Raw genomic sequence first — 14339 nt, forward strand, 5'->3', positions numbered from 1 at the left:
GCCGGATGGCGGCGGTGCCTTATCCGGCCTACAGGGGCCGTAGTATTAATGCGTGTGACAATACTTGTAGGCCTGATAAGCGCAGCGCCATCAGGCAGCCGATCACTCCATCATTTTCTCAATCGGCAGCACCAGAATTGAGCTGGCCCCCAGGGATTTGAGTTTTTCCATGGTTTCCCAGAACAGGGTTTCGCTGCTCACCATGTGCATGGCGACGCGCTGCTGATCGCCCGCCAGCGGCAGAATCGTTGGGCGTTCAGCGCCCGGCAGCAGTGCAATCACTTCGTCCAGACGTTCGGTCGGTGCATGCATCATGATGTATTTTGATTCACGGGCCTGAATGACGCCCTGAATACGGGTCAGCAGGCGGTCAATCAGCTGCTGTTTCGCCTCGCTCATTTCGCCGTCGCGCTGAATCAGGCAGGCCTTGGAGCGGAACATCACTTCCACTTCACGCAGGCCGTTGGCTTCCAGCGTCGCACCGGTTGAGACCAGGTCACAAATGGCGTCGGCCAGGCCCGCGCGCGGAGCCACTTCGACAGAACCATTCAGCAGACAGGATTTAAAACTAATGCCTTTCTGATCGAGGTAACGCTTGAGCAGGTGTGGGTAAGAGGTGGCGATACGTTTGCCGTCGAGCGCTGCCGGGCCGTCCCATGCTTCATCTGCTGGGGTAGCCAGCGACAGACGGCAGCCGCCGAAGTCAAGACGACGCAGGGTAAAGTAGCGCGGGTCTTCGCCCTGCGCGCGGCGGCTCAGCAGTTCTTCTTCCAGCACGTTTTCGCCGATGATGCCGAGGTCGACCACGCCATCCATAATCAGACCCGGGATATCGTCGTCACGGACGCGCAGAATATCGATAGGCATATTTTCCGCCATCGCAATCAGGCGCTGGGTGTGGAGATTAATTTTAATGCCACAACGGGCCAGTAATTCGCGTGAATCGTCGCTAAGACGGCCTGATTTCTGAATAGCTATGCGTAAACGGCTGTTATCTAACATTCTGTATTCCTCATTACCCTGCTGAATTTGGTTCAAAAAAAAGCCCCCGGAAGATGATCTTCCGGGGGCTCTCTTGCGTTCATGCACCACTGGAAGATCTGAATGTCTCCCAGCACACATCGCCTGAAAGACTAGTCAGGGTGATGGTGATGATGGTGGTGTTTAAATTGAACGCGGCTCATAAATTTCTCGTTGAATGACTATTCACTTGATGTCTTTTAACCTAAACCACTTTTGTCGTTGAGTGCAAGCGCTTTTTTCATTCATTAAATCAATTCATGTTGCCACTATAAATTGTCAGTTTTCGCCCGGTGGCGTAGCCTTAATAGAGGAGTGCAGTAGGAATCAGGAGATAGCGCAATGAAGAAGGTGGCAATTGTCGGTTTAGGGTGGCTGGGTATGCCGCTGGCGCTGTCGTTGATGGCGCGCGGCTGGCAGGTAACCGGTAGCAAAACAACCGCCGATGGCGTTGAGGCGGCCCGTATGTGCGGCATTGATAGCTATCCGCTGCGGCTTGATCCGCAGCTGGTGTGCGAGGCGGACGATCTCGACGCGTTAATGAACGTGGATGCGCTGGTGATTACGCTACCGGCGCGCCGTAGCGGGCCGGGTGAAGATTTCTATCATCAGGCGGTGCAGGAGATTGTGGATTCCGCGCTGGCGTATCATATTCCGCGTATCATCTTTACCAGTTCGACGTCCGTGTACGGTAAAGAAGAAGGCATGGTGAAAGAGAGCACGCCGCGTGAACCGGTCACCGCCAGCGGCAGCGTGCTGAAAGAGCTGGAAGACTGGCTGCATCAACTTCCAGGGACGTCCGTTGATATTCTGCGTCTGGCTGGGCTGGTGGGACCGGGTCGACATCCGGGACGGTTCTTTGCCGGGAAGTCGGCGCCGGACGGCCAACAGGGTGTCAATCTGGTGCATCTGGAAGATGTGATCTCCGCTATTACGCTTTTATTACAGGCGCCGAAGGGGGGACACATTTATAACATTTGTGCTCCTTTACATCCGGCGCGCGGTATTTTCTATCCGCAAATGGCGCGTGAACTGGGGCTGGCGGTACCGGTCTTTAGCGATAGCGGCAAAGGAAAAGGCAAAATTATCGACGGTAATCTTATCTGCCGTGAGCTGGGGTTTGAGTATCAGTATCCGGACCCGCTGCGTATGCCGATGGAATAATCGCCGTTGTTTTAGCAAATAGTGCTATAGATGAGATTTATAATTCAGCAGTTGCTGAATTATCAGACATTTAGATGAGTTAGTGCTGCGATCTTGCTTTCAGCGGCTTGTATTTTTGCTACCGATTGGGGCAAAATGTGCCGAATGTAAAAAATTGAGATTAACCGACGTGCTTGCCGCGTCGGTTATTTTTTTACATCAAAACAACCATCAAATAAAAGAGGCCGGGCTTCGTACCGGATAGATACTTACTTAAAAAACGACAGTCGTTGTCGCTGAGGAAACAGAAAAAAAATGGGGCAATTTTTCAATTTTGCACCGGCTATCGCCGTCAAGGGGACTAACCGTGTCGCATAACATTACTCCAAACACCTCTCGCGTGGAATTACGTAAAACGCTTACGCTTATTCCGGTTGTTATGATGGGCCTTGCCTATATGCAGCCGATGACGCTGTTTGATACGTTCGGTATCGTATCTGGCATGACCGACGGTCATGTGCCAACAGCTTATGCTTTCGCTCTGGTGGCGATTCTGTTCACTGCCCTGAGCTATGGTAAGCTGGTACGCCGCTATCCGTCGGCGGGCTCTGCCTACACTTATGCCCAGAAATCCATTAGCCCGACCGTTGGCTTTATGGTGGGTTGGTCTTCTCTGCTCGACTATCTGTTCGCGCCGATGATCAACATCCTGCTGGCAAAAATCTATTTTGAAGCGCTGGTGCCGTCGATTCCGTCATGGGTATTCGTCATTGCACTGGTGGCCTTTATGACCGCGTTTAACCTGCGCAGCATTAAATCTGTCGCCAACTTCAACACCGTTATCGTGTTGTTCCAGGTGGTGCTGATTGCCGTCATTCTGGGCATGGTTATCTATGGTGTGGCGCACGGCGAAGGTGCCGGTACGCTGGCAAGCAACCGTCCATTCTGGTCGGGTGACGCACACGTGATCCCGATGATTACCGGGGCAACGATTCTGTGCTTCTCGTTTACCGGCTTTGACGGTATCAGCAACCTGTCTGAAGAAACCAAAGACGCTGAGCGTGTGATTCCGCGTGCTATCTTCCTGACGGCGCTGATTGGTGGCATGATCTTCATCTTCTCCACCTATTTCCTGCAGCTGTACTTCCCGGATATCTCTCGTTTTAAAGATCCGGACGCCTCACAGCCAGAAATCATGCTGTACGTGGCGGGTAAAGCCTTCCAGGTTGGCGCGCTGATCTTCTCGACCATCACCGTGCTGGCTTCCGGTATGGCGGCGCACGCTGGCGTGGCGCGCCTGATGTACGTGATGGGCCGTGACGGCGTGTTCCCGAAAAGCTTCTTCGGTTACGTGCATCCGACCTGGCGTACGCCGGCGATGAACATCATCCTGGTGGGGGCGATTGCGCTGCTGGCGATTAACTTCGACCTGGTGATGGCAACCGCGCTGATTAACTTCGGTGCGCTGGTGGCGTTCACCTTCGTCAACCTGTCCGTGATTTCTCAGTTCTGGATCCGTGAGAAGCGTAACAAGACGCTGAAAGATCACTTCCAGTACCTGTTCCTGCCGATCTGCGGCGCGCTGACCGTTGGCGCACTGTGGGTGAACCTGGAAGAGAGCTCAATGGTTCTGGGCCTGATCTGGGCCGGTATCGGCCTGATTTACCTGGCCTGTGTGACCAAAAGCTTCCGTAACCCGGTTCCGCAGTACGAAGATGTTGCATAACTGAATTAAAACGATGGTTGCAAAACCGGAGGCCTGGGCCTCCGGTTTTTTTTTGCTTTCATGTCATGAGCGACTAAAAAAAACTTCATTAATAACCACCGGTAATAATATAGAGCTTTTGGTTATTGGTGCGGTCAGGCTCGGTCAGGAATAATTTCAGACCTGATTATATTGAGTTAATTGATTCTTATGTTGCACATGATAATAAGCGGAATAATTTGCGGGGCCTTACTGGGATTCGTTATGCAGCGCGGTCGTTTCTGTCTGACGGGCGGCTTTCGCGACATGTATATCGCCAAAAATAACCGTATGTTTTATGCGCTGCTGATTGCTATCTGTATCCAGAGTATCGGCGTTTTCTCGCTCATTCAGCTTGGGCTGGTGCAGTACGATGCCGGAGCATTCCCGTGGCTGGGCACGGTAGTTGGCGGCTTTGTTTTCGGTATGGGTATCGTCTATGCGGGCGGCTGCGCTACCGGCACCTGGTATCGCGCCGGGGAAGGGCTGATCGGCAGTTGGATTGCTCTGGTGACCTATATGGTTATGAGTGCGGTCATGCGTTCTCCACATGCGGCGGGGCTGAACGCCTTTCTTGGCCAGCACACGACGGCCCACAACGGTATTGCCGAAACCCTCAATATTTCCGTGTGGCCGATGATTGCGCTGCTGGTGGTGGTGACGCTGTGGCTGGTACGTAAAGAACTGCGTAAGCCGAAGCTAAAGGTGGCCTCGCTGCCGCCGCGCCGCCGCGGGCTGGCGCATATTCTGTTTGAAAAACGCTGGCATCCGTTCGTAACGGCCGTGCTGATTGGCCTGATTGCGCTGCTGGCCTGGCCGTTGAGCGAAGCCACCGGCCGTATGTTTGGCCTGGGGATCACCTCACCGACGGCCAATATTCTGCAGTTTCTGGTCGGCGGCAATGCGAAGTTCCTCAACTGGGGCGTCTTCCTGGTGCTGGGTATCTTTATCGGTTCGTTTATTGCCGCAAAAGCCAGCCGTGAGTTTCGCGTTCGCGCCGCGGACGCCAGCACCACGCTGCGTAGCGCCGGTGGCGGTGTCCTGATGGGCTTTGGCGCAAGCATTGCTGGCGGTTGTTCCATCGGTAATGGTCTGGTGATGACCGCGATGATGACCTGGCAGGGCTGGATTGGCCTGGTATTTATGATCCTCGGCGTGTGGTCTGCGTCGTGGATGTTGTATGTTCGCCCGCAGCGGAAAGCTAAGCTGAAAACCGCAGCGGCTTAAGGAGTAGAAAATGGTTATTAAGAAACTGGATGTTGTCACGCAGGTTTGCCCGTTCCCGTTAATTGAAGCGAAAGCGGCGATGGCGGAGCTGTCCCGCGGCGACCAACTGGTCATTGAATTTGACTGTACTCAGGCGACGGAGGCCATCCCACAGTGGGCGGCAGAAGAGGGGTTTACGGTGACCGACTATCAGCAGTCCGGCGATGCGGCGTGGACGATTACCGTACAGAAATAATGCTATCAGCATAACGTGATGCCGCTTGTCGAATATGCCAACGCTCTTATCCGGCAAGCGGCGCTGTAGCGCCTGATGGCGCTACGCCTACCAGTCAGTGCTTACACTATCTCCTGCGCGTATTGATACAGCGCCTTCAACAAAGTCAGCTTCTCGTTATTTCCTTCATACTGACCGTACAGCGTCTCCAGCTCCTGAGCATAGGCGTGTAAAAATTCCGGCGTAAAAATCTGTCGGCGGTGCTCCAACCAACGCTGCTGCTCGGTCTCATCAAGCGTGCCGGGGAAGTTGCGCGCCCGGAAGTTAAAGAGCAGTTTTTCAATTCGTTTGTCGGCGAAAGTGATATCCAGCGCCGGCAGGTTACGCGGCTCGGTTTCCAGTACAATTTTCATCGCTGCGCGGTCGGCATCGCTAAAGAAACCGTTGTAGAGCTGCGCATCGACGTTGTCCGACGGAACAAATGGCTCTGCCTCGGCAAAAATGGCGACCACTTTCTCACGTACCAGCGGGTTGTCGCGCAGCAGCTTGAGGTTATCCAGGCAGTGCTGGCGGTTGATGCCCAGGCGATCGGCGTCTTCCGGTCGCAGAGTATTCGCCTGCGCCAGTATCGGACATTTGTTCAGGTGCACCAGTTTAATCGGCACCGGCACATTGTCGCCGAGATCGGCTTTGGCGGTATATAACCGTTCGCGTAGCGCATCGGCGTCCAGCGTCAGCAGCGGGCTTATGTCGCCTGCCAGATCGACCATAATCACCGCATTACGGTTATCCGGATGCCAGGCCAGCGGCGCGACCCAACTGGTATTGCCACGCCATGCGCCGAACATGCCAGAAACATGAACCAGCGGCTTCATTTGCGGCACGTCAATCAGCGTGATCAGCTTGTTCTTGCCGCGGTAGGCATACAGGTAGTCGAACAGCTTCGGCTGCTGCGTTTTTACCAGCTTTGCCATGGCGATAGTGGCATAAACATCCGCCATCGCATCGTGGGCGTTACTGTGCTCAATACCGTTGGCTTTGGTCAGGTGCTCCAGACGAAAACTCGGGAGGCCGTCCTCGTTTTCCGGCCAGTTGATGCCGTCCGGGCGGAGGGCGTAGCAGGCGCGCATCACATCAAGAAGGTCCCAGCGCGAGTTGCGATTCTGCCAGCTCCAGGCATAGGGGTCGTAAAAGTTACGATAGAAGATATTGCGCGTCACTTCATCATCGAAGCGGACGTTGTTGTAGCCCACCACGCAGGTATCCGGCACGGTGAAAATGTCGTGGATGCGTTTGGCAAATGCGGCCTCATTTTCCCCTTTCGCACGCGCCTCCTGCGGCGTAATGCCGGTAATCAGCACCGCTTCTGGCTGCGGCAGATAATCGTCCGCAGGTTTACAGTAAAAGACCTCTGGCTCACCGATGATAGTAAAGTCTTTATCGGTACGGATAGCGGCGAACTGCGCGGGTCTGTCGAGGGAAGGGCTGGTTCCAAAGGTTTCGTAGTCGTGAAACAGGAATCCCGGCGCGCTGGAGGTCTCTTGCATAGCGTTTACTGTGTCCGTGTATGGCATTGAATGCTCATGGTAAACGATTTCGCCGAGCATCAGAAGGGCGGCGGCGAATTCTGGAACCGGCCGCGCAGCGTATTTTTTAATGCGTAAATAGCGTTATGTCATATTTTCTTGCAATTTATGCCAGCCAGGAAGCGCGAAGTTCCGTAAAAAGGACGACGAATTTGTATAAGTTGAGGATGTACCGTTGAAAGCCCGTTTTCTTGTTGCCGTATCTTTGCTCGCTTCGAGCGTTTCTTGTGCGTTTGCCGACAACGTCGCAATGCCTTCCGTCACCCCACCAGCCATTAAAGCCGGCGCTTGGGTTCTTATGGATTACACAACCGGGCAAATTTTAACCGCAGGTAATGAACATCAGCAGCGCAATCCCGCCAGCCTGACCAAGCTGATGACCGGCTACGTGGTCGATCGCGCGATCGATAGCCATCGTATTACGCCTGATGATATCGTCACCGTCGGTCGCGATGCGTGGGCGGCCGGAAACCCGGTGTTTGATGGCTCCTCGCTGATGTTTCTGAAAGCCGGCGATCGCGTGTCGGTGCGCGATCTGAGCCGCGGCCTGATCGTCGATTCCGGCAACGATGCCTGCGTGGCGCTGGCGGACTACGTGGCCGGAGGCCAGCCGCAGTTTGTCAAAATGATGAATGATTATGTGCAAAAGCTAAACCTGCGCGACACTCATTTTGAAACCGTTCACGGCCTGGATGCGCCGGGCCAGCACAGTTCGGCTTACGATCTGGCCGTTCTCTCACGCGCCATCATTCACGGCGAGCCCGAGTTCTACCACATGTACAGCGAAAAGAGCCTGACGTGGAACGGCATTACCCAGCAGAACCGTAACGGCCTGCTGTGGGAAAAAACCATGCATATCGACGGCCTGAAAACCGGCCACACCTCCGGCGCCGGGTTCAATCTGATCGCTTCTGCGGTCGATGGCCAACGTCGCCTGATTGCCGTAGTGATGGGCGCCGATAGCCCAAAAGGCCGCGAAGACCAGGCGCGCACGCTGTTGCGCTGGGGACAACAGAATTTTGACACCGTGCAGATTCTGCACAGCGGTAAAAAAGTCGGTACCGAGCGTATCTGGTACGGCGACAAAGAGAAGATCGATTTGGGTACGGATCAGGACTTCTGGCTCGCGCTGCCTAAGGCCGAAGTACCCAATATCAAAGCCAAATACGTGCTGGATAAAAAAGAGCTCGAAGCGCCTATTGCTGCGCATCAGCGGGTGGGGGAAATTCAACTGCTCGACCGCGATAAAGTGGTCGCGCAGTGGCCGTTGGTGACGCTGGAAAGCGTCGATAAAGGCGGAATCTTCTCCCGTCTGAGTGACTATCTGCACCATAAAGTGTAATGACGATCGCCCCACAAAGTGGGGCGTTTTTATCTCGCTGTAGTCGCCTAAGGGCAGAATCGTTACAATTCAGCCTTTCATTTTGTTGGAGAATGGGTGTGCGCCCGGATAAGTCACTCAGCCCTTTTGAAATTCGTCTCTATCGCCACTATCGTACCGTGCACGGCGCGCGCATTGCGCTGGCATTCGCGCTGGCGTTTATCATCGTCCGCCTGGCGGGGATCCCCGAAGGCTCCTGGCCGCTGATTACCCTGGTCGTCGTGATGGGGCCTATCTCCTTCTGGGGCAACGTGGTACCGCGCGCGTTTCAGCGTATTGGCGGCACCATTCTTGGCTCGGCGCTGGGGCTGGTGGCGCTCAAGCTGGAGCTTATCTCGTTGCCGCTGATGATTATCTGGTGTGCGGCCGCGATGTTCCTGTGCGGCTGGCTGGCGCTAGGCAAAAAGCCCTATCAGGCTCTGCTGATTGGTATCACCCTGGGCGTGGTGGTTGGGGCTCCGCCTGGCGACATTACTACCGCGCTCTGGCGAAGCGGCGACGTCATTTTCGGCTGTCTGCTGGCTATGCTGTTTACCGGTATTTATCCGCAGCGGGCGTTTATTCACTGGCGCATCCAGATGGCGACGTTTGTGACGCAGTTTAATCGGATCTACCAGGCGGGTTTGTCGCCGAACCTGATAGAGCGGCCGCGGCTGGAAAAACATCTGCAAACGGTGCTTAACGATGTGGTGAAAATGCGCGGGCTGATTACGCCTGCCAGCAAAGAAACGCATATTCATAAAGGTATCTTCGAAGCCATCCAGACCGTCAGCCGTAACCTTGTCTGCATGCTGGAGCTGCAAATCAACGCCCACTGGGCGACCCGCCCAAGCCATTTGCTGATGCTGAACGCTCATACGCTGCGGGAAACGCAGATGATGACCCAGCAAACGCTGCTGGCGATTGCCCATGCGCTGTATGAGGGTAACCCGCGGCCAATCAAAGCCAATAGCGAAAAGCTGAACGACATTGTGGCGGAGCTGCGCCAGCTGGTGAAGGAGCACCCGGGCGAGAATCTGGCGGAAACGCCGATTCACGGCTACGTCTGGCTGAGCATGGAGCTTGCCCGCCAGCTGGAGCTGCTGTCGAGTCTGATGTGCCGCGCTTTGCGTAAATAAAAGACAGATGCGCGCGGTTTTGCGTCTGGTTGTTTCGATTCAGCACGCTTTAGGGTTATGATGAAGCCAAAGCAAAAAAGAATGTTTGCGACAACGGCGGCGCATAAATCTTACCGGTTGAAGGGCATATCAGTAATGTGTACCTTATCGTGTAGCCGTTGTTTTAACGAATCCGACTCTCAACTATCAGGGGTATAAAAATGGAAACCACGAAACCTTCGTTTCAGGACGTACTGGAGTTTGTGCGTTTGTTCCGTCGTAAGAACAAGCTGCAGCGCGAAATCCAGGACGTAGAGAAAAAGATCCGTGACAACCAGAAGCGCGTCCTGCTGCTGGACAACCTCAGCGACTACATCAAACCGGGCATGAGCGTTGAAGCTATTCAGGGCATCATTGCCAGCATGAAGGGCGACTACGAAGATCGCGTTGATGACTACATCATCAAAAATGCCGAGCTGTCCAAAGAACGCCGCGACATCTCTAAAAAACTGAAAGTGATGGGCGAGCAGAAAAGCGAGTAACCGTCGTTCTCAGGTGGCGGCGCTGCCGTCACCTGGCCCCCTGAATACCGTCCTTCCTCTTCCCGCCGATACAACCTCAGTGACATTGCGAGCAATGCGGAGTATAAAGCTCTCTGTTTGATATATAAGCCACAGTTATGTGGGAACGTATTGATATCAAAGGAACTCGCGAACAATGCAGCAACATCAGGAAGCGCAATCATGATGCTGGTGACCGGCGGCGCGCGCAGCGGCAAGAGCCGTCACGCTGAATCGTTACTCAGCCAGTATCCTCAGGTTTGTTATATCGCCACCTCGCAAATTTTTGACGCCGAGATGGCCGAGCGTATTCAGCACCACCGGGATAGCCGCCCCGCGCACTGGCGTACGGAAGAACGCTGGCAGCACCTTGCCGACATCATTACCCCGCACAACGATCCCAACGAAGCCATTTTGCTGGAATGCATCACGACGCTTATCACCAATATTTTATTTGCCTCTGGTGATGCACAAGCTATCGAACGTTGGGATTTTGCCGCCCTTGAGGCTGAGGTCAGCGCTGAAATTGACGCGCTGATTGCTGCTTGCGAACGCTGTCCGTCGCCGGTGGTGCTGGTCACTAATGAAGTGGGGATGGGCATTGTGCCCGAGAATCGTCTGGCCCGGCATTTTCGCGATATTGCTGGGCGCGTGAATCAAAAGCTGGCACAGGCGGCGGACGACGTCTGGCTGGTGGTATCAGGGATTGGAGTCAAAATAAAATGAGCCGACTGTTTTTCGCCACACTCTCTTTTATGAGCCGTCTGCCGGTGCCACAGCGCTGGTCGCAGGGGCTGGATCTGGATCGCTATGTCAGTGGTGTGCTGACCTTTCCCGTTATCGGGTTGCTGCTCGGCGCGCTGAGCGGCCTGGTCTTTGTGATTGTACAGGCCTGGTGCGGGATTCCGCTGGCGGCTTTCTTTGCCGTGTTGACGCTGGCCCTGCTGACCGGAGGCTTTCATCTCGATGGTCTGGCCGATACCTGTGACGGTGTTTTCTCCGCCCGTCGCCGCGAAAAGATGTTAGAAATCATGCGCGACAGCCGCCTGGGCACCCACGGTGGCCTGGCGCTGATTTTTGTGCTGCTGGCGAAAGTGCTGGCGGTGAGCGAACTGGCCCTGCGCGACACGCCGATGCTGGCGGCGATGGCCGGTGCCTGTATTGCCGGCCGTTCTGCTTCGGTGTTGATGATGTACCGTCATCGCTACGCGCGTGAAGAGGGGCTGGGTAACCTGTTCATCGGTAAAATCACCTTCCGTCAGACCTGGGTTACCCTAGTTATCGGCGCTGCGCTGGTAGCTGCCCTGTTAGGCATGCACGGTCTGCTTGCGTTGCTGGTGGCGTTTATCGGCGTCTTTATCCTGGGGCTGCTGCTCAAGCGCACGCTGGGAGGGCAGACCGGAGACACCCTGGGCGCGGCAATTGAACTGGGCGAAGTGATTTTCTTGCTGGCGCTCCTGTAAGCCAGCGATTAACCGGAAAGAGATAATGCAAACACTGACTTCACGACTGGCGGCTATTCCTGACGTCGACAGCGCCGCCATGGCGCATGCGCAGCAGCATATTGATGGGCTCTTAAAACCAACGGGCAGTCTGGGGCGGCTGGAAGCGCTGGCGGTACAGCTGGCGGGGATGCCGGGTCTGCGCGGCACGCCACATGTCGCCAGGAAAGCCATGCTTGTTATGTGTGCCGATCACGGCGTCTGGCATGAGGGGGTTGCCGTTTCGCCTCAGGTGGTTACGGCGATTCAGGCGGTTAATATGACCCGACACAATACCGGCGTCTGCGTGCTGGCCGCTCAGGCGGGGGCTGAGGTGCACGTGATTGACGTGGGCATTGATGCTGACCCTATCCCAGGACTGGTGGAGATGAAGGTGGCGCGCAGCAGCGGCAATATTGCCCGCGGGCCAGCCATGAGCGCAGAACAGGCACAGACCGTCCTGATGGCTGCGATTGACTATACCCGCACTCTGGCGGAGCAGGGCGTTACTTTGTTCGGCGTGGGTGAACTGGGGATGGCAAATACAACGCCAGCGGCGGCCGTGGTCAGCGTACTGACCGGCAGTGAACCAGAGGCGGTGGTTGGCGTCGGCGCGAACCTGCCGCAGGCGCAGTTGGCGAATAAAGTTGACGTGGTGCGCCGCGCTATCGCTGCAAACCAACCGGATGCCGATGACGGTCTCGACGTGCTGGCGAAAGTGGGCGGCTACGATCTGCTGGGTATGACCGGCGTGATGCTCGGCGCGGCCTCCTGTGGCCTACCGGTCGTGCTGGACGGTTTCCTTTCTTACGCATCGGCGCTGGCAGCCTGCCGGATTGCGCCGGGCGTGAAGCCGTATTTGATTCCTTCGCACTTCTCCGCCGAGAAAGGGGCGCGCATTGCGCTGACGCATCTGGCGCTGGAGCCGTATTTACATATGGATATGCGCTTGGGGGAAGGCAGCGGCGCGGCGATGGCGATGTATATTGTTGAGTCCGCCTGCACGATGTATAACCGCATGGGCACGCTGGCGGGCAGTAATATCGTCCTGCCGGTTTAAGAACGTCATTGCGCCGACGCCTGTCGGCGCAGCTATTCTGGCCGTTGCTCATTTTCGGGCGTCTGAACCACAAAAACAAAAATCCCGCTTAAGTTTCCTTAAGCGGGATCTTCAGATTTGGCTCCTCTGACTGGACTCGAACCAGTGACATACGGATTAACAGTCCGCCGTTCTACCGACTGAACTACAGAGGAATCGTTGTGGAGTCGTATCTTAGCGGCGAAAAAACTTTTGTCAAACCCCAATTCACGCTTTGTGGTGCAGTTGCCTATTCCATCAACAATTTGTCGCCATTGCAGACAAAAATTAAGGAAAAATGTTTTGCAGGAACGCGGTTTCTCCCTCATCATTTGAAATGGAGTTTCAACTTTCAGAACTAAGGCCCATTTTGAACGTCACCGCCGTGCTTCGCCAGGCCGTCTCACGCACGCCCTGGTATAAAAAACGCAAAAGTTATCGAGTTCTCTTCTGGCGTGAAATCACCCCCCTTGCTGTGCCCATCTTTCTGGAAAATACCTGCGTTTTACTGATGGGTGTACTGAGTACATTCCTCGTCAGTTGGTTAGGCAAAGAAGCGATGGCCGGCGTGGGCCTGGCCGACAGCTTCAATATGGTGATCATGGCGTTCTTCGCCGCGATTGACCTTGGGACCACGGTGGTGGTGGCCTTCAGCCTGGGCCGACGCGACCGGCGCAAGGCGCGGGCGGCGGCGCGTCAGTCGCTGGTCATCATGACCTTGTTCGCCATCGTGCTGGCGGCGGTGATTCACTATTTCGGCGCGGAAATTATCAATATTGTGGCCGGAGATGCCACGCCGGAAGTGAAAGCGCTGGCGTTAACCTACCTTGAACTGACCGTGTTGAGCTACCCGGCGGCGGCGATTGCCTTGATTGGCAGCGGTGCGCTGCGTGGTGCGGGAAACACCAAGATCCCGCTGATGATAAACGGCGGCATGAATATCCTGAACATTATGATCAGCAGCGTGCTGATTTACGGGGCCTTTGGCTGGGATGGCCTGGGGTTCGCCGGAGCCGGGCTGGGGCTGACGATTTCGCGCTATATCGGCGCGGTGGTGACTATCTACGTGCTGATGGTCGGCTTTAATCCGGCGTTGCGCATTCCGCTTAAAAGCTACTTCAAACCCCTGAACTTCGCCATCATCTGGGAGGTCATGGGCATTGGCATTCCGGCGAGCGTAGAGTCGGTGCTGTTTAACAGCGGCAAGCTGCTGACGCAAATGTTCGTCGCCGGGATGGGGACTGACGTTATCGCCGGTAACTTTATCGCTTTCTCGGTGGCGGCATTGATTAACCTGCCGGGTAACGCGCTGGGCTCAGCGTCGACCATTATTACCGGTAAACGTCTTGGTACCGGCCAACTGGCGCAGGCGGAACGGCAGCTGCGCCATGTATTCTGGATGTCGACGATTGTGCTCACGGTGATTGCATGGGGAACCGCACCGTTTGCCGGACTGTTTGCCTCGTTCTATACCCATGAGCAGGATGTTAAAGACGTGGTGAAAATCCTGCTGTGGATGAACGCTGCTTTTATGCCTATCTGGGCTGCTTCGTGGGTGCTGCCAGCCGGTTTTAAAGGTGCTCGGGACGTACGCTTTGCGATGTGGGTGTCTATGCTGAGCATGTGGGGCTGTCGCGTGGTGGTGGGCTACGTGTTGGGTATCGTGCTGGGATGGGGGGTCGTCGGCGTCTGGATGGGGATGTTCCTCGACTGGGCTACCCGCGCCGCGCTGTTCTATCGCCGTCTGATTACCGGGCGCTGGGCGTGGAAATATGCGCCAGCGAAGAAAGAGGATGCCGCATAACCGC

Annotated in this window: 15 protein-coding genes, 1 tRNA gene and 1 other annotated feature; of the genes, 12 read left to right on the plus strand and 4 right to left on the minus strand. The window is 55.5% G+C overall.

Annotation, left to right across the window (positions count from 1 at the left end):
• Nucleotides 1–102: 102 nt before the first annotated feature.
• Together hisG and hisL are read right to left on the minus strand one after the other, a co-directional pair.
• Nucleotides 103–1002, minus strand: a complete 900-nt coding sequence (hisG, locus tag H7R56_RS09000; RefSeq protein WP_106930037.1) for an ATP phosphoribosyltransferase — start codon at nt 1000–1002, stop codon at nt 103–105.
• A gap of 34 nt (nt 1003–1036) precedes the next feature.
• Nucleotides 1037–1158, minus strand: a sequence feature (His leader region).
• Nucleotides 1134–1184 (minus strand): his operon leader peptide, encoded by a 51-nt coding sequence (gene hisL, locus H7R56_RS09005; protein ID WP_071594744.1) that lies wholly within the window; start codon nt 1182–1184, stop codon nt 1134–1136. (Overlaps the previous feature by 25 nt.)
• Before the next feature lie 178 nt (nt 1185–1362).
• Between hisL and H7R56_RS09010 the strand changes: the two genes are divergently transcribed.
• The 4 genes from H7R56_RS09010 (at nt 1363) to tsuB (ending at nt 5369) form a co-directional block, all read left to right on the plus strand.
• On the plus strand, nt 1363–2184 hold the full coding sequence (locus tag H7R56_RS09010) for an SDR family oxidoreductase (protein WP_106930035.1): 822 nt from the start codon (nt 1363–1365) through the stop codon (nt 2182–2184).
• 346 nt (nt 2185–2530) lie between these two features.
• The gene (plaP, locus tag H7R56_RS09015) at nt 2531–3889 is read left to right on the plus strand and encodes a putrescine/proton symporter PlaP (protein WP_106930033.1); all 1359 of its coding nucleotides are present in this window, start codon (nt 2531–2533) and stop codon (nt 3887–3889) included.
• Between the two features lie 189 nt (nt 3890–4078).
• Nucleotides 4079–5134 carry a thiosulfate utilization transporter TsuA/YeeE gene (gene tsuA, locus H7R56_RS09020; protein WP_106930071.1) on the plus strand — a complete coding sequence of 352 codons (1056 nt, stop codon included), beginning with the start codon at nt 4079–4081 and terminating at the stop codon, nt 5132–5134.
• 10 nt (nt 5135–5144) lie between these two features.
• Complete coding sequence (gene tsuB, locus H7R56_RS09025; protein ID WP_106930031.1) at nt 5145–5369, plus strand: thiosulfate utilization sulfurtransferase TsuB/YeeD; 225 nt, start codon at nt 5145–5147, stop codon at nt 5367–5369.
• Nucleotides 5370–5470: 101 nt separating this feature from the next.
• Here the strand turns inward: tsuB and sbcB are convergent, their stop codons facing one another.
• Nucleotides 5471–6895, minus strand: a complete 1425-nt coding sequence (sbcB, locus tag H7R56_RS09030) for an exodeoxyribonuclease I (RefSeq protein WP_106930029.1) — start codon at nt 6893–6895, stop codon at nt 5471–5473.
• Between the two features lie 214 nt (nt 6896–7109).
• Here sbcB and dacD point away from each other — a divergent pair, with 214 nt between their 5' ends.
• The 6 genes from dacD (at nt 7110) to cobT (ending at nt 12513) form a co-directional block, all read left to right on the plus strand.
• Nucleotides 7110–8276, plus strand: coding sequence for a serine-type D-Ala-D-Ala carboxypeptidase DacD (dacD, locus tag H7R56_RS09035; protein ID WP_106930027.1), 1167 nt, complete (start codon nt 7110–7112; stop codon nt 8274–8276).
• A 98-nt stretch (nt 8277–8374) separates the two neighbouring features.
• The gene (locus tag H7R56_RS09040) at nt 8375–9433 is read left to right on the plus strand and encodes an FUSC family protein (RefSeq protein ID WP_106930069.1); all 1059 of its coding nucleotides are present in this window, start codon (nt 8375–8377) and stop codon (nt 9431–9433) included.
• Between the two features lie 200 nt (nt 9434–9633).
• Complete coding sequence (locus H7R56_RS09045; RefSeq protein ID WP_106930025.1) at nt 9634–9954, plus strand: DUF496 family protein; 321 nt, start codon at nt 9634–9636, stop codon at nt 9952–9954.
• A gap of 198 nt (nt 9955–10152) precedes the next feature.
• Nucleotides 10153–10698: a bifunctional adenosylcobinamide kinase/adenosylcobinamide-phosphate guanylyltransferase gene (cobU, locus tag H7R56_RS09050; protein ID WP_106930067.1), complete on the plus strand. Its 546-nt coding sequence runs from the start codon at nt 10153–10155 to the stop codon at nt 10696–10698.
• The gene (cobS, locus tag H7R56_RS09055; RefSeq protein WP_106930024.1) at nt 10695–11435 is read left to right on the plus strand and encodes an adenosylcobinamide-GDP ribazoletransferase; all 741 of its coding nucleotides are present in this window, start codon (nt 10695–10697) and stop codon (nt 11433–11435) included. The genes cobU and cobS overlap by 4 nt, the downstream gene beginning before the upstream one ends.
• Nucleotides 11436–11460: 25 nt before the next feature.
• Nucleotides 11461–12513, plus strand: coding sequence for a nicotinate-nucleotide--dimethylbenzimidazole phosphoribosyltransferase (cobT, locus tag H7R56_RS09060; protein ID WP_182928584.1), 1053 nt, complete (start codon nt 11461–11463; stop codon nt 12511–12513).
• A 118-nt stretch (nt 12514–12631) separates the two neighbouring features.
• Here the strand turns inward: cobT and H7R56_RS09065 are convergent.
• Nucleotides 12632–12707: transfer RNA gene (locus tag H7R56_RS09065), tRNA-Asn, on the minus strand.
• A 6-nt stretch (nt 12708–12713) separates the two neighbouring features.
• Here H7R56_RS09065 and H7R56_RS28035 point away from each other — a divergent pair.
• Nucleotides 12714–12893: a DUF5951 family protein gene (locus H7R56_RS28035; protein ID WP_219906275.1), complete on the plus strand. Its 180-nt coding sequence runs from the start codon at nt 12714–12716 to the stop codon at nt 12891–12893.
• Nucleotides 12869–14335, plus strand: coding sequence for an EmmdR/YeeO family multidrug/toxin efflux MATE transporter (locus tag H7R56_RS09070; protein WP_106930020.1), 1467 nt, complete (start codon nt 12869–12871; stop codon nt 14333–14335). Before H7R56_RS28035 ends, H7R56_RS09070 begins: the two co-directional genes overlap by 25 nt.
• Nucleotides 14336–14339: the final 4 nt, after the last annotated feature.

This window comes from Klebsiella sp. WP3-W18-ESBL-02 (assembly GCF_014168815.1).
In the GTDB taxonomy this organism is placed as follows: Bacteria; Pseudomonadota; Gammaproteobacteria; order Enterobacterales; family Enterobacteriaceae; genus Kluyvera; species Kluyvera ascorbata_B.